Origin of the sequence: Streptomyces sp. ISL-66 (assembly GCF_018614135.1) — a bacterium.
In the GTDB taxonomy this organism is placed as follows: Bacteria; Actinomycetota; Actinomycetes; order Streptomycetales; family Streptomycetaceae; genus Streptomyces.
In genome coordinates, this window is record NZ_JAGGOW010000027.1 from 1 (window position 1) to 19,353 (window position 19,353).

Annotated in this window: 19 protein-coding genes and 2 pseudogenes; 8 read left to right on the forward strand and 13 right to left on the reverse strand. The window is 69.6% G+C overall.

Going from position 1 to position 19,353, the window contains the following annotated elements:
• From J7E97_RS05185 to J7E97_RS35555, 3 genes and pseudogenes are all read left to right on the forward strand, one after another.
• Nucleotides 1-1,025 (forward strand): annotated as a pseudogene (locus J7E97_RS05185) (hypothetical protein); the annotation flags it as partial.
• Nucleotides 1,022-1,945, forward strand: a complete 924-nt coding sequence (locus J7E97_RS05190) for a hypothetical protein (RefSeq protein WP_215022810.1) — start codon at nt 1,022-1,024, stop codon at nt 1,943-1,945. The pseudogene J7E97_RS05185 and the gene J7E97_RS05190, both read left to right, overlap by 4 nt.
• Before the next feature lie 226 nt (nt 1,946-2,171).
• Nucleotides 2,172-2,486, forward strand: coding sequence for a Pycsar system effector family protein (locus J7E97_RS35555; protein ID WP_308346403.1), 315 nt, complete (start codon nt 2,172-2,174; stop codon nt 2,484-2,486).
• A gap of 125 nt (nt 2,487-2,611) precedes the next feature.
• Here the strand turns inward: J7E97_RS35555 and J7E97_RS05195 are convergent, their stop codons facing one another.
• From J7E97_RS05195 to J7E97_RS05225, 7 genes are all read right to left on the reverse strand, one after another.
• Nucleotides 2,612-3,643 (reverse strand): serine hydrolase, encoded by a 1,032-nt coding sequence (locus J7E97_RS05195; protein ID WP_215022812.1) that lies wholly within the window; start codon nt 3,641-3,643, stop codon nt 2,612-2,614.
• Between the two features lie 87 nt (nt 3,644-3,730).
• Nucleotides 3,731-4,828, reverse strand: coding sequence for a glycosyltransferase family 4 protein (locus tag J7E97_RS05200; RefSeq protein WP_215022814.1), 1,098 nt, complete (start codon nt 4,826-4,828; stop codon nt 3,731-3,733).
• Complete coding sequence (locus J7E97_RS05205) at nt 4,825-5,361, reverse strand: deoxycytidine triphosphate deaminase (RefSeq protein ID WP_215022816.1); 537 nt, start codon at nt 5,359-5,361, stop codon at nt 4,825-4,827. The genes J7E97_RS05200 and J7E97_RS05205 overlap by 4 nt, the downstream gene beginning before the upstream one ends.
• Nucleotides 5,358-5,894, reverse strand: coding sequence for a dCTP deaminase (dcd, locus tag J7E97_RS05210; RefSeq protein WP_215022818.1), 537 nt, complete (start codon nt 5,892-5,894; stop codon nt 5,358-5,360). Before dcd ends, J7E97_RS05205 begins: the two co-directional genes overlap by 4 nt.
• Nucleotides 5,891-7,111 carry a bifunctional metallophosphatase/5'-nucleotidase gene (locus tag J7E97_RS05215; protein ID WP_215022820.1) on the reverse strand — a complete coding sequence of 407 codons (1,221 nt, stop codon included), beginning with the start codon at nt 7,109-7,111 and terminating at the stop codon, nt 5,891-5,893. The genes dcd and J7E97_RS05215 overlap by 4 nt, the downstream gene beginning before the upstream one ends.
• Nucleotides 7,108-8,427 (reverse strand): UDP-N-acetylglucosamine 1-carboxyvinyltransferase, encoded by a 1,320-nt coding sequence (locus tag J7E97_RS05220; RefSeq protein WP_215022822.1) that lies wholly within the window; start codon nt 8,425-8,427, stop codon nt 7,108-7,110. Before J7E97_RS05220 ends, J7E97_RS05215 begins: the two co-directional genes overlap by 4 nt.
• A gap of 4 nt (nt 8,428-8,431) precedes the next feature.
• A complete protein-coding gene (locus J7E97_RS05225) occupies nt 8,432-8,872 on the reverse strand; it encodes an ATP-binding protein (RefSeq protein ID WP_251053868.1) in 441 nt (146 codons plus the stop codon).
• Between the two features lie 176 nt (nt 8,873-9,048).
• Between J7E97_RS05225 and J7E97_RS05230 the strand changes: the two genes are divergently transcribed.
• Nucleotides 9,049-10,326: a helix-turn-helix domain-containing protein gene (locus J7E97_RS05230; protein WP_215022823.1), complete on the forward strand. Its 1,278-nt coding sequence runs from the start codon at nt 9,049-9,051 to the stop codon at nt 10,324-10,326.
• A complete protein-coding gene (locus tag J7E97_RS05235) occupies nt 10,323-10,877 on the forward strand; it encodes a flavoprotein (RefSeq protein ID WP_215022825.1) in 555 nt (184 codons plus the stop codon). The genes J7E97_RS05230 and J7E97_RS05235 overlap by 4 nt, the downstream gene beginning before the upstream one ends.
• A 110-nt stretch (nt 10,878-10,987) precedes the next feature.
• Here J7E97_RS05235 and J7E97_RS05240 read toward each other — a convergent pair whose 3' ends face one another.
• From J7E97_RS05240 to J7E97_RS05260, 5 genes and pseudogenes are all read right to left on the reverse strand, one after another.
• Entirely contained in the window at nt 10,988-11,371 is a 384-nt protein-coding gene (locus J7E97_RS05240; RefSeq protein ID WP_215022827.1) for a hypothetical protein, read from the reverse strand.
• Between the two features lie 113 nt (nt 11,372-11,484).
• Nucleotides 11,485-13,185: pseudogene (locus tag J7E97_RS05245) on the reverse strand (relaxase/mobilization nuclease domain-containing protein).
• A complete protein-coding gene (locus J7E97_RS05250; protein ID WP_215022829.1) occupies nt 13,182-13,577 on the reverse strand; it encodes a plasmid mobilization relaxosome protein MobC in 396 nt (131 codons plus the stop codon). The pseudogene J7E97_RS05245 and the gene J7E97_RS05250 overlap by 4 nt, the downstream one beginning before the upstream one ends.
• Nucleotides 13,578-14,438: 861 nt before the next feature.
• Nucleotides 14,439-15,137, reverse strand: coding sequence for an ATP-binding protein (locus tag J7E97_RS05255; RefSeq protein WP_215022831.1), 699 nt, complete (start codon nt 15,135-15,137; stop codon nt 14,439-14,441).
• Nucleotides 15,134-16,054 (reverse strand): hypothetical protein, encoded by a 921-nt coding sequence (locus J7E97_RS05260; protein WP_215022833.1) that lies wholly within the window; start codon nt 16,052-16,054, stop codon nt 15,134-15,136. Before J7E97_RS05260 ends, J7E97_RS05255 begins: the two co-directional genes overlap by 4 nt.
• A gap of 568 nt (nt 16,055-16,622) precedes the next feature.
• On the opposite strand from J7E97_RS05260, the gene J7E97_RS05265 reads away from it, so the two are divergent.
• From J7E97_RS05265 to J7E97_RS05275, 3 genes are all read left to right on the forward strand, one after another.
• The gene (locus J7E97_RS05265; protein WP_215022835.1) at nt 16,623-16,874 is read left to right on the forward strand and encodes a helix-turn-helix domain-containing protein; all 252 of its coding nucleotides are present in this window, start codon (nt 16,623-16,625) and stop codon (nt 16,872-16,874) included.
• A gap of 141 nt (nt 16,875-17,015) precedes the next feature.
• On the forward strand, nt 17,016-17,387 hold the full coding sequence (locus J7E97_RS05270) for an AlpA family transcriptional regulator (RefSeq protein ID WP_215022842.1): 372 nt from the start codon (nt 17,016-17,018) through the stop codon (nt 17,385-17,387).
• A gap of 48 nt (nt 17,388-17,435) precedes the next feature.
• Nucleotides 17,436-18,695, forward strand: a complete 1,260-nt coding sequence (locus tag J7E97_RS05275; RefSeq protein ID WP_215022844.1) for a site-specific integrase — start codon at nt 17,436-17,438, stop codon at nt 18,693-18,695.
• On the opposite strand, the gene J7E97_RS05280 is transcribed toward J7E97_RS05275, so the two are convergent.
• Nucleotides 18,680-18,910, reverse strand: a complete 231-nt coding sequence (locus J7E97_RS05280) for a hypothetical protein (RefSeq protein WP_251053870.1) — start codon at nt 18,908-18,910, stop codon at nt 18,680-18,682. The two genes, J7E97_RS05275 and J7E97_RS05280, sit on opposite strands and share 16 nt — an antisense overlap.
• Nucleotides 18,911-19,353 lie beyond the last annotated feature (443 nt).

Consider the following 19,353-nt stretch of genomic DNA (forward strand, 5'->3'; position numbering starts at 1 on the left):
CACAACCTCCCGGGGCAATACACCTAGGCCCCTCGTTCGAGGACCGGCTCGAAGCCATCGGCGCGCGCCCGCTGGCACCTCGTAGTTCGCCCGCCGACCGGTATCGCTACCCTGTGCAGCCGATCGTCTTCTCCGGCAGGCACCGCTCTGCGACACTCCTGCGCCATCTGTGGCTGGACTTCGAGGGCATGCCAGACGTGCTGTGGGGGGCGCTGGAGCAGCTGCGCTATCAGCCGGGCCTGGATGTGGCCGCCGGAGAGGCGATCGGTCGGGTGCTCGCACATGCCACCGGCCCCGGCGCGCTGACTCAGCTGCACCGCTTCGCCTCCTCGGGCGACCGCTGGCGCCGACGTCTGGTCGGAGTCGCGCTGGGAGAGATCGTCCAGCACCCCCTGGTGTCCGGTGCGGTCAAGGAGCAGATGCGCCGGTGGAGCCGGTCATCTGCCGTTCTCCGCTGCACGGTCGCCGAGACATGTGCGGGTAGCTACGGTCTCGCCCGGCCGGCCGAGGCCCTCAAACTCCTGGACACCGTCCTCGACGGCTCCTCTCCGGAGTTGGACGCGAAACTGCGTTCCGCCGTCTCCTTCGCGCTGGGCGCCCTCCTCACCGAGGAGGCGAACCACATCGAGGTCCTGGAGACGGTGACGAGGTGGCTGGAAGCCGGCCGGGGAACACCCCGTCATTCGCTGGCGGTGCACGTGATCCACTCCATGTCGCTCTCGACGTTCCCCCAGCCGGGCACACCGGGTGCCGTCCGTATGAGTCTGGCCCGGACTCTGGAGCGCCACCCCGCGCAGGGCTTCGCACTCGTCGTGCTGGGTCTCGACGACCCGGCCACGTACGACGCGGTGGCCCATGGACTTGGGCGGGTCGAAGCCGACCCCGACATGTTCCAGAGGACGGTCTTCGACCATTTGCTGAGCGAGCTCTCCCGTACCGCTAGCCAGCGGCGGGGAGTCATCCGTTTCCTACTGGGGCGCCACCGAGATCACACGAACGCATCGAGAAGGAGGAGTGCGTCATGAGCAGGCCACTGCTTACGCCAGTCAGGTCTTCACCCGTCCGGCAGCTGCTGCGGCAACGGTTCGGATCGTCTTCGGATCGCGCGCTCGTCTTCCTCTCGGATCGGGAAGGGGACCGCCTCGAGCCACCCCGAGGTGGAGACATCTGGGGATACCCCCGACCGTCGATCGGGGCGGCCTTCCGACGGGAGTTCGACTCGATCGGGTGGGTCTCGCTGGCAGAACGCCGGACCGTGGTGGAGGTGCCACGCCGGGGTCCTGCGACATCAATGCCTTCGCGAGCACGCTACGAAGTTGCCTGGAACGTCAGCAATCCGGTGGTCGTGGCACGCAGCGGCCTGACGGAGGACGCCGCGCGCCGGCTGATCGACCAGGCCATCCGTGGAAGTGCAGGACTGCCGGGTGTTTCTGATCCCCTTCGACAGCCGCCGACCCTGTTCGGGACCGCTCAGGTCGAGCCCCCCGGTCAGCCAATGAGCATCGACGGGACGGGCCTGACCTACTGGTTCCTGGACCCCCCAGCCAGCCTTCTACCGGCTTCGAGCCATCCTGCCGAGCTCCTTCTTCCACCGGGCTTCGGCGAGGCCCACCGCGAGGCGTACCGCTTCTACCGTGAGGTGGTGGCTGGCGGGCCGGTTGGTCTGGCGGCGCTCTGGCTGCTCCAATTTCCCGACCAGGCCAGGGAGGTGCTCGACTGGACGGTCGCGCACGACAAGCTGCTCACCGAGCGGGACGGATGGGAGCGGACGCTGGCCGCAACCCTCCAGGGGTTGACGAAGGAGGACCGGGGCTTCGTCGGGGTGAACCTGGCGCGCCTCCTCAGCGAAGTCGGCGTACCCCAGGGCGATGAGGTCTTTCGCAGGATAGATGACGCGGGTGTACCGCACACCGGCATGAACGGCTTCCACGGAGGGGCGCCGTGATGCGGGCTCTACCTTCTCGCCTCGCCCATTTGAGAACCCGGCCTGAAGTCCCTGCCTGGGACACAGACCACGTGGTCGTTCTGTCGCGAGAACTCATCGCGCAGAACTATTTGGAGATTGGCCGGGCTGATGGCAAGGCAGCCATTCTTCTGGCTACTGGGGGAACACTCTTCGGGCTCCTTCTCGTACGGCGTCCCCTCGACGTCTTGTGGGCCGTCCCTTTGTGGTGGACGGCAGCGGCCACCACGACCGGGGCGTTGGTCTTCCTGCTCTTGGCTCTCGCCCCGCGGCGTGGGGCGAGAGCCAGCGAGAGGCACGGCCTCCTCGCGCATACTACGAAGACGTGGTGCGTGCAGAGACGCGCGCCGACTTGTCGGCTGGGCTCAGGCGGGACGGCTCAGATCCCCAGCCCCGGCTACTCCGTGCGCTGAGGGAGACCAGCAGGATCGCCCGAGCCAAGAACCGTTGCGTGCGGTACGCCATTGTCGTGTTGCTACCGGCGATCACCGCAGCCTTCCTGGCCGTTGCGCTCGGACGCTGACCAGCCTCGAGTGGGAGGTCGGGTGCTGCCGTACCTGGCCTAACAAGGCGTTGTTCGGCTACGTCGTTCGGCATCGCCGTGATTGCGTTGCGGGGGACCGTAGCGCGGCACGCCAAGGGACTTGTCTAGGTGAGCAGAGTGGCTCTGAACTTGTTGCGGATCTCAGTCAAGGGTCCGCGGTCGCGAGTGAAGTAGACCTTGTTGGTGAGCAGGACGGCCCAGCAGCTCCGGGCTGGGCTGACCCACAGGCCGGTGCCGGTGAAGCCGTAGTGGACCCAGATGTCCTCGGTGGGTTCGGTGTCGGGGGCGGGGTGCCAGAAGAGGCCGCGGGCTGGGGTGAGGGCCCCTGTTTGGATGCGGAGGGACTCCTTGATCCAGCTGAGCCTGAAGGTGGCCGGGGTGGGATTGAGCATGTGGCGGAGGAAGAGAGCGAGGTCGTCGAGGGCTGAGAACGTGCCAGCGATGCCGCAGACGCCGTCGAGGAGGCGGGCGGAGAAGTCGTGGGCGGTGCCCTTGAGGTGGGTGTCGGTGGTCTCGTCGTACTCGGTGGGGGCGCAGCGGGCCGCCTCGGTATCGGGGAGGGGGCCGAAGCGGGTCTGCGTCATGCCCAGGGGGTTCCAGATGCGGTCGGTGGCGAGCTGGTCCAGGGGTTGGCCCGAGAGGTGTTCGGCGAGGTAGCCGAGGACGAGGGCGGCGCGGTCGGTGTACTCGACGGCTTCGCCCGGTGGGCGGTGGAGGGGCTCGTGGAGGACGCCGTCGCGGATGTCCTGGGGGTCGGTGCCGTAGAGGTTCTTCAGGTTGGCGCGCAGCGGCAGGCCGGCGGTGTGGGTGAGGAGGTGGTGGGCCGTGGTCTGGGCGAGGGGGTGGCCCGTGACTTCGTCCCAGAAGGTTCCCAGCGGGGTGTGGAGAGGGAGCTTTCCCTCTTCGACCAGGGTGCCGATCGTGGACCAGACGGCGAGGATCTTGGTGAGGCTGGCGACGTCGAAGACGGTGTCCAGTCGCATCGGCTCGTTCGGGTGGTCGGGGTCGAGGAGGCCGACGGCTCCGCTGGCCTGGATGCCGTCGGCGTTCCCGACCGCCCACACCGCGCCGGGGTAGACCTCGTCGCGCACGCCGGTCTGGAGGAGGTCTTCGATCCGGTCGGTGGTGTGGGTCATGGTCTCCCGATCGTCGTGGGCCGCGGGTGGTCCGCTGGCCAGGTTAGTGACGCGGCCGGGGCGGTGCCGGGTGCGCCACGGGTGGTGTCAGGCGAGTCGCTGGCCGAGGTCGGCGATGGCCGCGGCGGTGGCGCTCAGGGGGAAGCGGGCGGCGTTGGTGCGGCCGGATGCCCGGAGCATCTCCAGGAGGCCGGGGGCGGTGCGCAGGCGGTGGAGGTCGTGGGCGGCGGTGGTGGGATTGGTGAAGTCGGTGGCCAGGCCGGTGCCGGAGAGGGCTTCGCGGAGGCCGGGAACGGGTTGGTAGAGCACGGGGAGTCCGCAGGCCTGGGCTTCGAGGGCGACGAGGCCCATGGCCTCCAGGGTGGTGGACGGCACGGCGAGTACGTCGTGGTCGGCGAAGGCCTTCCAGAGTTGGGGTCGGCGGAACCAGCCGAGGTAGCGGACGTGGACGCCGAGCTGGCGGATGACCGGGGCGAGGTCGAGGAACTGGCTGCGCGGGGCGGCGATGCTCAGCTCGACCGAGCGGGTGGCCGCGACGGCTTGGAGGAGGGGTTCGAGGCCCTTCTCTGAACTGAGGCGGCCTGCGAAGAGGATCCGGAGGTGGCTGGTGGGGCGTCGGGCGGGGCGGGGCGGTGGGCTGGTCAGGAGGCGGTCGGGGACGCCCCAGGGGATCTTCTCGATCTTGCGCCTGTCCGTCTTGGGGGCGAGCTTGAGCAGGCGGTCGGCCATGGCGCCGGTGGGGACGACGATCGCGTCGGCGGCGGAGGCGGTCTCTCGGAGAACGCGCAGCTGCGTGGTGTGGTTCTCGGCGTGCAGGAGGTCGGTGCCGTGGACGAAGGCGATCCGGGGGTGGGTGGGCAGGGCCCGCAGGAGGGCGGGGGTGGCGCCGAAGGCCAGGTGGTGCAGGTGCAGCACGCTGATCTCGCGCGGGTCGATGGCGGCCGTCATGGCGAGGCGCAGGTTGGTGACGTACCGGCTGAAGGCGTGGCCGTCGAGGCACTTGCCGGATGCGTGCAGTAGGTCGATGCCAGCCGGGGGGTGGGGCCGGGCGTCGTTGGGGGCGAGCATGAAGGCGCGGGCGGGGATCGGGGGCTGGGTGCCGGCGTAGAGGTCGAGAAAGAGTTCGACGCTTCCGCCGGGGCTGGGGAACGGCAGGTCGAGGGCGGTGGCGACGACGCGGTTCACCGGCGGCCTCCGGGGTTCTCCTCGTAGAGGCGGGACGTCTCGATGCCTTCGCTGGCGCGGTACTTGAGGCCGTGCTGCTGGTAGCTGGCCGGGGAGCCGTGGGTGCGGAGGAAGACGAGCTTGCCGAAGGTCATGCCGGGCCGGACGCGCACGGGGCGGGTGGCTCGGATCTCCAGGGTCCAGCGGATCGCGTGACCCTGGTGCCCGAGCGGGGCGGAGACGTGGACCCAGATGCCGAGGGAGCCGGTGGATCGGTCGCCGTTGAGGAGCTGGGCGTAGGACTCGGAGCCCGTGCGCTCCAGGGTGTGGCCGAGGTAGAGGTGGCGGGGTTCCAGGACGTAGCCGTCGTCGGGGAGGGTGAGTTCGGAGAAGGCGGTGGGGCTGGCGGCGTCGAGGTCGCCCTCGCAGACGCGGAGCGTGCTGCCCAGGCGCCAGTCGTACGCGTTGGGGGACAGGCGGCCCGGGTCGTACGGGTCGATGGTGATGCGGCCCGCCTCGAGGGCGGCGGCGATGGCGGGTCCGGTGAGGATCACGAGGTCACCGCCGTGGCGTCGAGGTCGCGCCAGTACGCGGAGGGCTGGGGCCCGGAGGCCGCCTGGTACTTGCCCTCGTACAGGTCGATGGTGCCCTCGGAGACGAAGAACATGACCTGCCCGATCTTCATCCCGGCGTAGACGCGCACGGGGCGGGTCGGGGTGAGCATCAGCGTCCACTGGCCGTGGAAGCCGATGTCTCCGATGGGTGCGGTGATCTCGACGAAGAGTCCCAGTCGGCCGACGGAGGAGCGACCGAAGAGCAGGGGGACGAAGAGGTCGGATCCCACCTCCTCCATGGTGTGGCCGAGGTACAGCTCGCCGGGCTGTAGGACGTGGCCGTCGTCGCCGATCTCCGCGCGGCGGGTGGGGTTCGGGCGGTGGGTGTCGAGTACCGGGTCGGTGTAGGTGAGCAGGGTCCCGCCCAGGCGGACGTTGTAGCTGTTCGGGTTGACCTGGGTCGCCGTGAAGGGGGAGATGCGCAGCCGTCCGTCCTTCGAGGCGGAGGTGATCTCGGGTCCGGTGAGGATCACTGGTTGTCTCCGTTGGTCAGGATGCTCCTGATCGCCGAGCCGAGGCCGAGGCCGGCGGGGTGGGATCGGCTGCCGAGACAGGTGTCGGCGAGGTAGCCGGTGGTCAGCAGGCTCGTCAGTCCGGCGGGGAGCGGATCGGGGGAGGTGATCAGGGGGCCTGCCCGCTCGGTGAGGTGAGTGAGTAAGGCGCCGGGGTCGTTCCGGAAGGCCGGCGGGACCTGGGCCTCGACCATCTCGTTGTCGAACGGCTCGATGGTGAGTAGGTCCCCGGTGGTGAGGACTTCGCCGAGCGGCGTCGTGCGCACGGCGGTCTCGTTGAGGACGACCGCCTCGCTGCCCAGTCCGCTGCGCAGCCGGTCGGCCAGTTCGCGGAGCAGGGCGTGACGGTCGAGCGGCCTGTTCCGATAGGCCGCGACGAGGGGACCCAGCGGCTCGGCCAGCTGCGCGTCGATGGAGGCGATCTGTTCACGGACGGATTCGAGCCCGGGCGGCAGGACGGACTCCCAGGTGTCGGGGAAGCGGGCGGTCCCACCGACCCAGCCTTCGGGGGAGAGCTCGGCAACTGCGTAGCCGACGGCGAGTTCCTGTCCCTTGAGCACGAGGGTGCTGCCGACCCGTTCGGGTCCGGTGTGTTCGCTGTGGCAGTGGCCGGCGAAGACCACGTCGAGGAAGGGGCATGCTTCGGTGAGGCGGAGGTCCTGCTCGAAGCCGGAGTGGCTGAGGAGGACCCACGAGTCGACCTCGTGGTGGTGCGCGAGCATCAGCTCGCGCAGAACCTGGACCGGGTCGGTGACGCGGTGGGCGGACCGCTGCCCGGCCGGGATCGCGTTGAACGCCTGCAGGCCGAGCACTGCCGTGACGGCCGTTCGTCGGCCCGCGATGTCCACGATGCGTAGACGGCGGAAGAGCGCGTTACCGGTGGAGTCCTCGACGACGTTGGCGCATACGGTCCGCTGGTGGAGGCCAGCCTCGAAGTAGTGCGGCCAGCCGTGGTTTCCGGGAGCGACGACGTCGTACAGGGCGAGCAGGACGTCCCGTTCGAGCGAGCCCCGGCCGAGGCGGTAGTACCCGGTGCCCTCGAGGAAGTCGCCGCAGTCCACCAGCAGGCTGTCCGTGCGTGCTTGGTGGAGGTGCCCGAGCAGCGGGCCGTGGGCGCCGAGGGCGGAGTGGACGTCGGTGGTGGCCATGATCTGTCGTAGGGAACGGGCCGCGGTCATGGCGCGACCTCGCAGATGTCGGCACCGAGGTGGAGGAGCTTGCCGGGCAGGTCGGCGTGGCCGCGGCGGAGCTGGTCGACTCCGCCGAGGGTGGTGATGCCGCGGGCAGTCAGGGCGGCGACCATGAGCGCGGAGCCGGTGCGGATGTCGGTGGCCTCCACCCCTGCTCCGGTGAGGCGTTGCGGGCCGGTCAGTCGGCATTCGGTGGGGGAGATCTCCTCGATCTTCGCGCCGAGCCGGGCCAGCTGGGGCAGCAGGTTCCCGTGGCGGCCGGGGTTGATGGAGTCGGCGAACAGGTGTGTGCCGGGCTGGCCGAGGGCCAGTGCCATCAGGGGAGGTTCGAAGTCGGCGTCCAGACCGCCGGTGGCGAGCGTGGCGATGGCGCGAAGGGGAAGGCCCGTCGGTCGGGCGGTGCTCCCGTCGACCAGGAGGACGTCCTCCCGTACCGAGGTGGGGATGCCCAGCCGTTGCAGGGCTGCCTGCAACGGCACCACATCCCGACCTTGGACGCCCTCGATGCGCGCGTTCCCACCGGTGGCGGCGACGGCGCAGGCCAGGGTGCCTGCCTCGATCTTGTCGCCCGGAACGCGCCAAGCAGGCATCTCGGCAGGTGATGCCGCTGCCGGGCTCAGGTCCAGGACCTGTTCGCCGGCTCGGGCCTCCCACCCCGGCGAGCGCAGGGCGTCCAGCACGGTGAGGACCTCCGGCGACAGGTTCGGCCGACCGAGGCGCAGCGCACGGCCTGCGACGACCGCACGCAGGACGGCGACGACCGTCGCACCGCGCGACCGGAACGGTAGTGTGTGGGAGACCGTTCCGGTGGCGGGGCGACCGGCCTCGACGTCATAGCCCTCGTCATGGACGGTTACGCGGTCGCCGAACGCCTCGTACACCTTGAAGTGCAGGTCCATGCCGCGCTCCCCGATCTGGCATCCCCCGGGCCAGGGCAGCCGGGCGTTCCCCTGGAGGGCAAGGAGTGCAGGCACTAGGTAGTACGACGCGCGGATCCGGGCAGCCGGGGCCAGGTCGAGTTCCGCGGGTACGACGTCAGGGGGCATGATCACCACGCTGTCGGGCTGTCCCACGGCTTGGGCGACGTGCCAGCCCGCCCCTTGGATCAAGGTGAGCATCCAGTGGATGTCGGCGCTGGCGGGGACGTTCTCCAGCTGGACGGTCCGGCGCACGGATGCTGCGGCGGCCAGCAGCGGCAGGGCGGCGTTCTTGGAGCCGTCGACGGCGACCGAACCGGAGAGGGGACTCCCGGGACGTACGGCGATGACCTCCGCGGTCGTCGCAAGAGCTCGATGGGGTGCCATGCGTTCAACTCCTTTGCAGGGGAGGTTGCGTGATGGACGGTGTGACCGAGGTGGGGACGGACAGATCGAGCTCGGCCCAGCAGGACTTGCCGCCGGCGCTGTGGTCGACGCCGTGCCGATCGGCGAGGGCGTCGATGATCAGCAGCCCGCGGCCGTCCTCGGCGTCCGTACGGGGTGTGCGTGCGTGGGGGAGGACGGAACTCCGGTCGCGGACCTCGAAGCGCAGTCGGCTGCCGCGCAGGCGAGCAGTTACGGAAGCAGCTTCGTTTCCCGTGTGCTGAACGGCGTTCGCCAGTAGTTCGCCGGCCACGACCTCTGCCGCGCACATGCCGTCGGTACCGATGACCGGGCGCCAGCCTCTGATCTCGTTCATCACCTGATGCCGGGCACGAGCGGCGCCCTCGGGCGTACTCGTGACGGTCAGCGTGATCTCGTGCACTTCCATGAGCGGCCTCCTGGAGGGGTGCGGTTCCACCAGGCAAGCGGGTCAGGAGGCGGCCGCGCGATGTGCCGCGCGGCCCCTGCATCGTTCATGCAGGTTGTGCATGGCAGGCAAGTTCGTTGCAGCTAGGCTCGGTTGAGCAGGCAGGATCGGTCTCGGCAGAAGGGGCCGTGGCGGAGATGGTCGACACACAGGGCGAGGCTCACCGGATCGGTGAACTGATCCGCCGGGCTCGGGTCTTATGGGGCCGCTCACAAGCGGACGTGGCCCGCGAGCTGGGATACCACCAGTCGAAGATCAGCCGGCTGGAGGGCGGGCGCGGAACGGACGACATCCGAGTCCTGCGCGACGTCGCCCGCGTCCTGCGCATTCCCCCGGCCCGACTCGGTCTGGCGGAGGCCGCCCCGGAAGCCGATCCCCACGATCCGGAGACAGAGGAAATGCTGCGCCGTCGTACCTTCCTTGCCGCCAGCGTCACCGCGCTCACAGCCTCGGTCGCGCCGACGGCTGCGCACCCCGCGCTCGTCCAAGCACTCATGCCGGGGATGCCGACGGCTCCGACGACGAAAGCGCCGGAGTCCGGGGAGCTACGGCACCGGGCAACGGCCATCCGGCGCCTCTGGAGCACGTGCGACTACGCGGAGCTGGAGCGGACCCTTCCCGGCCTGATCACCGACCTCCGCCACTGCATCGCCGACTCCCCGCAGGCCGAGGAGCTTCCCCGCTTCCTGGCCACGGCCTACCAGACCTCGGCCAGCCTCCTGCTGAAGCAGGGCGACCCCGGCACGGCGTGGCTCGCCGTCGGGCGCGCGATGGCCGAGGCCGAACGCTCGGGGGATCCGCTCGTCCTCGCCGCCAGCGTCCGCCTCCACGCACACGTCCTGGTCCGCGAACGGCATGCTGGACAGGCCGTCACGCTGATCAAGCACACGGCCTCCCAGCTCGCCGGTGCGTACGACCGGCAGCCCCGCCACCACCTCTCCGTGCTCGGGTTGCTGCTACTGCGCGGAGTCACGGCTGCCAGCAGGGCCGGGGACCGCGCTGCCACCGCAGAGTTCCTGGCCGAGGCCAAGGAGGTGGCGAAGTACGTCGCCCTCGACCACCCCGACGCCTGGGCCAACTTCAGCCCCACCAACGTGGCCCTCCACCAGGTCAGCGCGGCCGTGTCCTTCGGCGACGCGGGCGTCGCCATCGACATCGCCCGTCCGCTCATGCGCCGCCACATCCCGGTTCCCGAGCGCCGGGCCGCCCTATGGGTGGAAGCCGCCCGTGCCTACGCGCAGCAGGGCCGCCTCGCCGACGGCTACCAGGCCCTGCGGATCGCGGAGACCTGCGCAGCCCAGGACGTACGACGACCAGCCGTCCGGGACCTGGTCGCCGACATGGCGGCCCGCGACCGTCGGCGTACGCTGCCAGAGCTCCACCACTTCAGCCGCCGACTGGGAGTACCCGCGTGACCGAGCCGCAGCGCAAGCCCTTCCTGTACGTCGTCGCCTGCGCGGCCGGGATCGCGGGCGACGTCGGCAAGGTGATCGACGCCGCGCACGAGCGGAGCTGGGACGTCGGCGTCGTCGCCACCCCGCAGGGGCTTCCCTTCCTCGATGTCGCCGCGATCGAGGAGCGGACCGGTTACCCCGTCCGCTCCGCCTGGCGCGCGCCCGGTGACGCACGGTCGTTCCCACCCGCCGATGCGATCGCCGTAGCCCCGGCCACCTTCAACACGGTCAACAAGTGGGCAGCCGGCTTCGCGGACAACCTCGCGCTCGGGATCCTCTGCGAGGCCCCGGGCATGGGCATTCCCACCGCTGTCCTGCCCTACGTGAACACCGCCCTCGCGGCCCACCGCGCGTACCAGCGGAGCCTCGCAGAGCTGCGCGAGATGGGTGTTCTGGTCGGCAGCTACGAGCCTCACCGCCCGAAGTCCGGCGGCGGCGCTGACCGTTTCCGCTGGGAGGAAGCCGTCGACCTCCTGGCTCCGTTGCCGGCGGCAGGAGCCGCCCACCACTGATCCTGCGACTGCCAGTGGGTATGGCCTGTCGGCCTTGCACATCGCGAATGCCTGCGCCCGGTGACCGGGAGGTACCCGGTCACCGGCCGCAGGATGCTGTTCCGGGCCCGTCAGTCCTCGTAGGGGAGGTAGATGCCGCCGTCCGGAGCGGCTATGGCGCACAGGCGTTCGTACTCGGCGCGGTCCTCCTCGGTCATGTGAGGGAGTACGTCCATGACCATGCGGGCTTCGGGGTACCGGGCGAAGTACGAGAACAGGAGCTCGGTGAGGGCCTCCACGGCGGTGCCCTGTTCGAGGGCAGCCGCAGCGTTGCGGGCACTCAGGGCGGCTGTGGTTTCGAGTTCGGCGTGCGTGGCCTGGAGGGCGGTCGCCTGTTCGGCTCGGGTGAACGGGCGCCCGTCGCGGTGGGACCAGGTGCTGGTGTCGGGTCGGAGCTTGAAGTCCGAGTCCATCAGCAGGGCGATGACTTCGATGCGCAGTTCGGTTTCGGGCATGGGGAGGTTCCTTTACGGGACGGGGTTGGTGGTGATGTTTTCAATGCTCCGGAAAATCCCCGGTTTGGCTGACCGGGGATCGTCGGCTATGTACGGACGGATACGTTCTGCCGTCAGCGGCGGCGGGAGGCGTTGTTCGCGGCCTTTGGAGCGGGTTGTGTGGTCACCGCGTGCCGGGGGAGTGATGCCGCGGGGGCGGCAGGCAGGTGCGCGAGACGGCGGAGGCGCCAGACGAGGACGTCGCTGACGGAGGTGGCGCTGTCCAGCTCCCGATGCTGCGTGGCTTCGGCGAGGAGGTGGGCTGGGTTGTGGCCTGCGGCCTGGGTATCGGCGAGTGTGGCCGCCAGGGCGGGCCAGCCCGGCTCGGCCAGAACTTGTTCGGCAATCTCGGGCAGCGCCTGGCGTAGGACGGCTGCCTGTCGTCGCTGCAGTGGCAGGGAGCGGCCTCGCTGGTGGAGCGCGGACATCGGCTGGGCTGCCGCGATCTCGTAGGCGGCACGGAGGTGTTCGGCGGCTTGGTGGGCGGCTTCGGCTTGCTGGGCGTGGTGTTTCTTGGCGTGTCACTTCGCCGCCGCGGTGACGAGGAAGAACGCGGTGTCGATGAGCATGGCGGTGGTGGCGCCGTCCTCTCCGCGGCCGAGGGCTGGTCCGCTGTGGGCGAGGTCGTGCGCGGCCTGGCGCAGGGCGTGGTCGTGCCCGTGTACGGCGCGGACGTGGGAGCGGGAGGCCCGCTCGAACGCGAAGGCTGCATCGCGGAGTTCTCGTCGGGTACGGGCGGCGGAGGTCCCGGCGAGCGCGTCGAGGACCTCGCCGGCAGCGGCGATCTGGGCTGCTGTTGTGCCGTCGTCGCCGTGATCGATGAGCAGCAGTGCCTGCCAGGTCGCCGTGGTGGCGCGGCGGCGGGCGTACGCCGGGCCGCTCACTGGCGGGAGAACGGGCTGCTCCGGTGATACGCCCTCGTCCGAGGAGGGCTCCGCCGGTTGGGTCCAGCGTTCGCGGATGCGGGGCAGGGAGAGGTCGGGGGCGAGCTTGGATCCCGAGTAGAAGACGGGTTCGCCGATCTTGTTGCGGTCGTCGGGCAGGGCCACGGTGTAGCCGAGAAGGTCCCCGGACGGTGCCAGGCGACGCTTTACGAGGAGACCGGCACGGGTGAGACGGCCGAAGAACTCCTCCTCGCTCTGGGCTCCGGCCGCCGCGTGCCGGACGCTTTCGCGCAGTTCCTCTCTCGGGGTGCGTTCCCGCTGGTGGCGGTCGGCTTTGTGGCGCTCGGCGCTGGTGGGGCGCTGGGCTGCGGTTCCGTCACCGGTGTTGAGGCGGCGTAGGCCGTAGTCGGCCTCGATGAGACGGGCTTCGGCCTGGGAGCGCTTGGCTTCGTTGTGGCGGCGGGGCCGGCGGCCGTCCTCGCGGACGGTGGTGGCGATGATGTGGATGTGGTCGGCGGCGTGGCGAACGGCTGCCCAGCGGCAGGCGGCGGTGTCGCCCGCGGGGGCCATGCCGGTGGCGGCGACCATGCGGCGGGCGATGTCGCCCCACTGCTCGTCGGTGAGGATCGGGTCCTCGGGCGCGGCACGTACGGACAGGTGCCACACGTGCTCGGTGGGGCGCCGTGACTTGGGCAGCGCTTCGACGGGTTGGTCGAGGAGCCTTTGCAGGTCTGCGTAGGTGGCATTCGGGTTGCGTCCAGGGTCGGGGACGAGGCTGTCCCAGGCGGCCACGAGGTGCGGGTCGGTGTGTTCCTCGTGGGTGCCGGGGCCGTAGAGGTAGCGGATCAGGCCGATGGTGCGGGTGCCCATCTTGTGGATGCGGGGGATCATCCGGCGGGGGTCTCCGTCTCGACGTAGCGCTGGGTGAAGTCGTCCACGCGCTCGGCGGTCCGTTGGACGGCGTCGAGGACCGCCTTGGCGTGCGGGGCGTCAGCGCCGGAGTTCAGGACGGTGGTGACCTGGTTGAGGTTGCGGCCGATCTGTCCGAGTGCCCGGCGCAGCGCGAACAGCTCTCTGACCATCTCCCGGTGGGTGGCGATCTCGGCTTCGGTGTGTTCGAGGTCGTGTGCGGCCTTCAGGGCGGAGTGGGCGAGGAAGGCGGCGATGCTCATGTGGCAGGCGGACGCGGCGTGGGTGAGGAGCGTGAATTCGTCGTCGTTCATGCGGCAGCTGGGCTGGTGCATGCGCTTCTTCTCGGCGAGCAGGCGCTCACGCTGGCGCACGTGTGATGTCGTTGGGGCGGTGTGCGTGCAGCGCGGGGTGTGGCAGGTGTGCTGTCCCTCCGTCTCGTGGCGCGGTCCGGCCTCGGTAGCGTCCCGAAGGACCGGCGCCTCCTGGTGCCGGTCTGCCCCCGCCACCCCTGGGGCGGGGGAGCCCAGAGCATTGCTCCCGACGGGAGCAATGCTCTGGGTACAACTTGCTCCTCCTGAGGCTGGAGAGGAGGGCAGGTGCTCGTCGTGGCTGGGACGGTCGTGCGGTGTGTTGTGCATGCGTGTCCTTGAAGAGGCCGAGGTTGGTCGTGTGAAGTGGCTGTTGGGCGGGGTCGACCGGTTGGGGGACCGCTCGTTCGTGACGCGCGACGCTGCCAGCGCTTTCCGGGGACCGAGCGGGGACCGGGCAGGGACGGTCCCCGATTCGGGAGGCGCTCGGTCCCCAGGGGCATGGGTGTGGGGACCGGTCCCGTCTCGGTCCCCGTAGTCGTGGGTGGGGACCGGTCCCCAACGTGGGACCTGACGGTCCCCGAACCGTCGCAGGGCGGTCCCGGATGCTGGGGACCGTGGGGACGGTCCCCAGTGTTCCGGGGGATGCCAGGGGGGTGACCTGCGGAAACAGAGTTGGGGACCGTCCCAGTGGTGCCCGACGCGCGCAGCGTGATCAGGGGACGGTCCCCGATTGACTGCTGTCGGTCCCCTCTTGGGGGAAGGCGCTGTCAGGCGGACGCGGGCCGGTTGGGGACCGGGACCGGGATGGGGACCGTGATGGGGACGGGACCGGGACCGGGTTGGGGACGGTCCCCGAACGGCTCGGATCAGTGGTTCGGTCCCCACGATGGCGGGGACCGACCTGGGTGGGGACCGTGGTGGTCAGGAGCCCGACGGCTTGGCGCGTCGGCGGTCCGGGCCGGTGAGGATGACTCGGGTGGTCATCTCCGCCAGGCGGGAGGCGACGCGGTCCCCGACTGCGTTGCGGAGTTCCGCGATCGGCAGGTTGGTGGTGATCAGGGTCGGGAGCATCTCGGTGTAGCGGCGGTTGATCAGCCGGTACGTCAGCTCCTCGGTCCACTCGGACTGCTTGGCCGCGCCGAGGTCGTCCAGGATCAGCAGCGGGCACCGGCCGAGCTCTTGGATCTCCCGCTCGGGGTCGTGGTGGGGCCGGGGCCGGAGTTGGGCGTAGAGGTCGGCGGAGGTGACCGCCTGCCAGCGCAGGCGGACTCCGGCTGCCAGCAGTGAGCGGACGGCGCCGTACGCCTGGTGGGTCTTGCCGATGCCGGTGGGCCCGGCGGTCAGTAGCGAGGGGCCGTAGGCGATGCCCCGGGTACCGGCCGGCCCGTTCCGCCCGGCGCCCGTGACCGCCTCCACCCAGCCCAGGACTTCGGGTTGGGTGGCGAGTGCCTCGCGGTAGCGGGGCGGGATGCGGCGGTCGGCGAGTTCCAGGGCGGTCACCGGCTCCACCGCGGGCCCGGCGGGCGCGGTGTCGGGGTCGATGCCCTTGGCAGCGAGGATGGCCTGGAGACGGGCTGCCAGGGCGCCGGCACGCTGGGGTTCACGGGTCGCGGTGGTCACAGCTGGCCTCCGTAAGCGGCTTCGGCGTCAACGGGGTTGGTGTACGGCTGAGGGGCCCGGCGGGCGCCACCAGTGGCCTGGGGCGGGTTCATGGCCTCGTTGACCAGGCTGGGCAGCACGCTCGGGTGGAGGCTCTTGACGCGCATGCGCTCGACCCCGGCTCGGACGTGCTCCGGGTCGATGCCTTCGCGCAGCAGCTTGCCGATCTCCCGGCCGACGTGGCCCAGAACGCTCTCGGGAGGACGCTTCCCGCACGCGGCGGCGTACTCGCCGACCAGATGTTGGGTCGTGACGGTCTGGGGTGGGGTGGGGGCGCTCGCGCCTCCCAACGGAGATCCTAGATCCATGATCCTAGGTCCTAGATCCGGACCGTGAGGGCTCGGCGCAGGCTCCCGCATCTCCCCATGATGCTGCACGGAGGGCTCATTGAACCCGCCCTGACCTGCGGATACGAGGATCGGCGAGGTGGGAGGAGCTGTGGGTGCGAGCTCCGGGGCGGGTCCCTGATGGTGCACGGACACCTCACGGAGCCCTCCCTGCGCCAGCGGTGAAGTCAGGGGCACCCGGCCGCCGTCGTGGTAGGGGCAGTTCGGGTGCCGGACACCGCTGGGGCGGTTGACCTTCTGGTGCTTGGAGAAGGTCACGATGTGCAGGTACCGCTTGCCGTCCTCGCCCTCGTACCGGCAGATGAGTTCATTGCCGGCGAGCTGGGTGAGGTCGTCCTCGACCTCGATCGGGCCGTGTTCGGGGCGCAGGGACCACAAGAGGCCCGCGATGACTGCGGACTGGTCGCGGAACCGGCCGTGGTCGTCGGCCTGGGTGAGCAGGCCGAAGAACGTCCGCTCCGCGGTGATGCTGACGGCGGCCAGCGATTCGGAGCTGAAAGCTTCCGGCTTGATGGTGCGGATGCGTGCCATGCCTATCGCCCCGCCTTCGCCTGCTGCTTGGACGGCGACGTCGGGGTGGGCGCGGACGTGCGGACGGCTGCTTCGGCCGTACTGTTGGGCATAGACGTTCCTCAGATCCGTTCAGGAGCGGGCGGTTTGGACAAGGGACTCCCATCGGCTCTCGGCGCTGCAACGCCGGGAGCCGATTCCTTTGTCAGGGGTGCTTGTCCAAGACAGCCACACCCAGCCCGCACAAGTCCAGCGAATCAGCACTGGAAAAGCGTCAGAGTGCATCGCTGATCGCGAACGTCTTCACAGTAAGGGCGAATCCCCGGTTGACCAAAAAGTCGACGGCGTAGGTAGAGAGGCGAAGATCGCACCTCGGAATCCATTGACCGGGGCAGGAGAGGCGATCTATGTTTCCGCCTCCGGGAGCCGCTGACGCTGTGCACGCCTCTGTGGTCCGAGATGGGTCGTAGTTCCGCAATGACTGCCTATGTGGGAATCGGCAGTTCGTTCTCCGCGAACCGGGCCCCAAAGTCCCCATTTCTGGCTTCCACGATTACGTGAACCCGGGAACCCGAGCTACAACAGACGCATGCCCCGAAGAGCTACGGAAATCGGTACCGCCGGAGAAGGGACCGCCCGTGCCATCGAGCGCCTGCGTACCTCGCGCGGGTTCGCCCAGCGCGAGCTCGCCGCCCGTGTCACCGAGCTCGGCCACCCCATGACCAACACCATGCTGTCCCGCATCGAACGCACCCGCCGGCGCTGCGACGTGGATGACCTCGTCGCGATTGCTGCCGCCCTCGGTGTCTCCCCGCTCGCCTTGCTGCAGCACGCGGAGTAGGGGTCCAGGGCGGGTGCACGGTGACGCCGCCCCGGCTTATACCCGACGATCCCCGGTCAGCCAAACCGGGGATTCTCCAGACCATTGAAGTAGTCCGTTCCACTTGCCCGACGGCAAGCGGGGGCGGGCTCGTCATGCCCGATGTCCGTCGCCGCAGGTTGTCGACGGAAGACCCCGAAGGTTCGATACGTGCGAAGTGTTGCTCGTGACAGTGAATTGCTGGCGAATGCCCCTACGCCTCCCCGTGTGCCGCCGCTGGGGAGGGGTTTTCTGAACGTGCGTGATGCTGCCGAACACCTGGGGCTGTCGCCCTGCACCCTTTACGTGTGGCGGCACCGTCGCCAAGGTCCGCCGAGTTTTCGGATGGGGCGGAACGGACGTGTGATGTACCGGATCGAAATGCTTGACGAGTGGATTCGGGAACAGGAGCAGGTGGACTCCCGCAGCAATACATCCCTAAGTCCGGTAAGTGCCGTCCCGCAGCGTCGCACCGGGTATCCGACCACAGCCTGACCGGCCTTGCCGCCGGCCCCACGTCCAACCCCTACACCGAGGAATTCTTTGGCTGGTTATATCGAAGACCGTTGGATCAAAAAGAAGAAGGACCCCGTCACGGGGAAGCGTGAGCGTACGACCCGTTACGGCAAGGGGTCTCGATATCGTGTCGCCGGAATCCCGGGCGTCCGGGACATGTCGTTCGACGTGCTGGAGGATGCCAAGGGGTGGCTCCGGCGGTCCGGCACCGACAGCGAACGGGGCGAGTTCGTCGACCCGCGCGACGGCTCCATCACCTTGACGGACTTCGTCACGCGCCACTGGCGTGCCGGTGTTCGCGGTGCGCCCGGCACGGTCAAGCGAGTTGACGAGCGCGTACGACTCCACATCCTTCCGCACCTCGGTGCGGTGGCGCTGCGCGACGTGTCGGCAACCGTCCTACGCGGCTACATAGCCACGCTCGAAGGCGAGTGCTCTCCGCGGTACGCACGGCAGATCCTCACCTCGCTGTCGAACATCTTCGAGACCGCGATCGACGACAAGCGCCTCGTCCGCAACCCGATGCGGGCCAAGACGGTGCGCTGGCCGAAGGCCCCCGACGAAGATCGTGACGCGTGGCCGCTGGCAACGGCGCAGAGGGTGCGGGACGTAATCAATCCTCGCTACCGGATCGCGGTAGTCGTCGCGTTGGGGTGTGGGCTGCGCCAGGGAGAGGTGTTCGGGCTGTCGCCGAGGGACATCGACTTCGAGCGCGGTGTCATCCGGGTGCGCAGGCAGGTGCAACTTCTCTCCGGGCGGCTCTATTTCGCCCTGCCCAAGGGTGGCAAGACGCGCATCGTCGACATGCCCCGGTCGGTGGCCACGGAACTGGCCGCGTACTTCCTCGACCACCCGGCGGTCGACGTCGAGCTCCCCTGGGGCGGACCGGAGCCCGACAGGGAGAAGCAGAGCTTCCCGCTCATCCTCACGACGACGTACGGCAACGCCATCCGCGCCAACATCTTCAACGACGAGGCCTGGAAGCCGGCCCTCGCAGCGGCCGGAGTCATTCCCGTACGGGAGAAGGGGGCACGGTGGAAGGCCTCGCGCAAGGACGGCTTCCACGTACTCCGACACACTTACGCCTCGGTCCTCCTCGAAGCGGGAGAGTCCATCGTCACGCTCGCCCGGTGGCTCGGTCACTCAAGTCCGACCATCACCCTCGACCACTACGCCCACTTCATGCCGGAGGCCGGCGGCAAGGGCCGCGCGGCCATCGACGCACTGCTCGGCACGGCGCCCGAGTACGTACCTGAGGGCCTCGTTTCCTCTCACGGCAGCATCTGAGAGCCTGTACCGACAGCGGTCGCCTGGGTCCGGTAGCGTTCCAGTCCAGCCGTCACCTCAGCCTGGTCCGGGCCGTCCTCGGTCGCCAGGAGTTCCCCGGCCGTAACCATGGCCGCCCAGAACTCGGGAGGTGAGCCCCGCCCGTCCCGGAACCGGGTCTGAGCGAAGAGCAGGAAGATCTTCGTGAGCTTCCCGGTGCGAAACCAGGGGATCATGCCGCCAGGAAAGCCTCCGCGGGCGCAGGCGGCAGTCCACAACAGGTCACGGATCCGCTCACCGCGACCGTCGAGCACCCGGTCCACGACGAACACGTGCCGAGGAGACCTTCTTGAAGTTGCCACCCTCGGGGCGGTGAATCCGCGACCACGTCTTCGTACACGGAGCCTGGCGAGACTCGATCACCTACTCGACCCTGGAGCGTGAGTGGACACCGATCGAGGCCATTGAACCGGCGGCAGCGGACGGAGCCCCGGCGCGCTCGACCCCGCCTGACGCTGACAAGGCCTCCGACGACGTGTCCAGGACCTGGACAGGTGCTCCCGCCCATGTCCGTGAAAGCCGCAGGCCGCCCATATCCTGGGAAACACCGGCCCAGTTGATGTCGCTACCCGCGGCGAGACGTCAGACATGGGCGGCAACCGCGTTTGAACAAGCCAAC

Excerpts from the sequence above, each read along its gene's own strand:
- J7E97_RS05190 (WP_215022810.1), top strand. The coding sequence starts at position 1,022 with ATGAGCAGGCCACTGCTTACGCCAGTCAGGTCTTCACCCGTCCGGCAG.
- J7E97_RS05195 (WP_215022812.1), bottom strand. The coding sequence starts at position 3,643 with ATGACCCACACCACCGACCGGATCGAAGACCTCCTCCAGACCGGCGTG.
- J7E97_RS05215 (WP_215022820.1), bottom strand. The coding sequence starts at position 7,111 with ATGACCGCGGCCCGTTCCCTACGACAGATCATGGCCACCACCGACGTC.
- J7E97_RS05220 (WP_215022822.1), bottom strand. The coding sequence starts at position 8,427 with ATGGCACCCCATCGAGCTCTTGCGACGACCGCGGAGGTCATCGCCGTA.
- J7E97_RS05225 (WP_251053868.1), bottom strand. The coding sequence starts at position 8,872 with ATGGAAGTGCACGAGATCACGCTGACCGTCACGAGTACGCCCGAGGGC.
- J7E97_RS05230 (WP_215022823.1), top strand. The coding sequence starts at position 9,049 with ATGGTCGACACACAGGGCGAGGCTCACCGGATCGGTGAACTGATCCGC.
- J7E97_RS05240 (WP_215022827.1), bottom strand. The coding sequence starts at position 11,371 with ATGCCCGAAACCGAACTGCGCATCGAAGTCATCGCCCTGCTGATGGAC.
- J7E97_RS05260 (WP_215022833.1), bottom strand. The coding sequence starts at position 16,054 with ATGGCACGCATCCGCACCATCAAGCCGGAAGCTTTCAGCTCCGAATCG.
- J7E97_RS05265 (WP_215022835.1), top strand. The coding sequence starts at position 16,623 with ATGCCCCGAAGAGCTACGGAAATCGGTACCGCCGGAGAAGGGACCGCC.
- J7E97_RS05270 (WP_215022842.1), top strand. The coding sequence starts at position 17,016 with ATGTCCGTCGCCGCAGGTTGTCGACGGAAGACCCCGAAGGTTCGATAC.
- J7E97_RS05280 (WP_251053870.1), bottom strand. The coding sequence starts at position 18,910 with ATGATCCCCTGGTTTCGCACCGGGAAGCTCACGAAGATCTTCCTGCTC.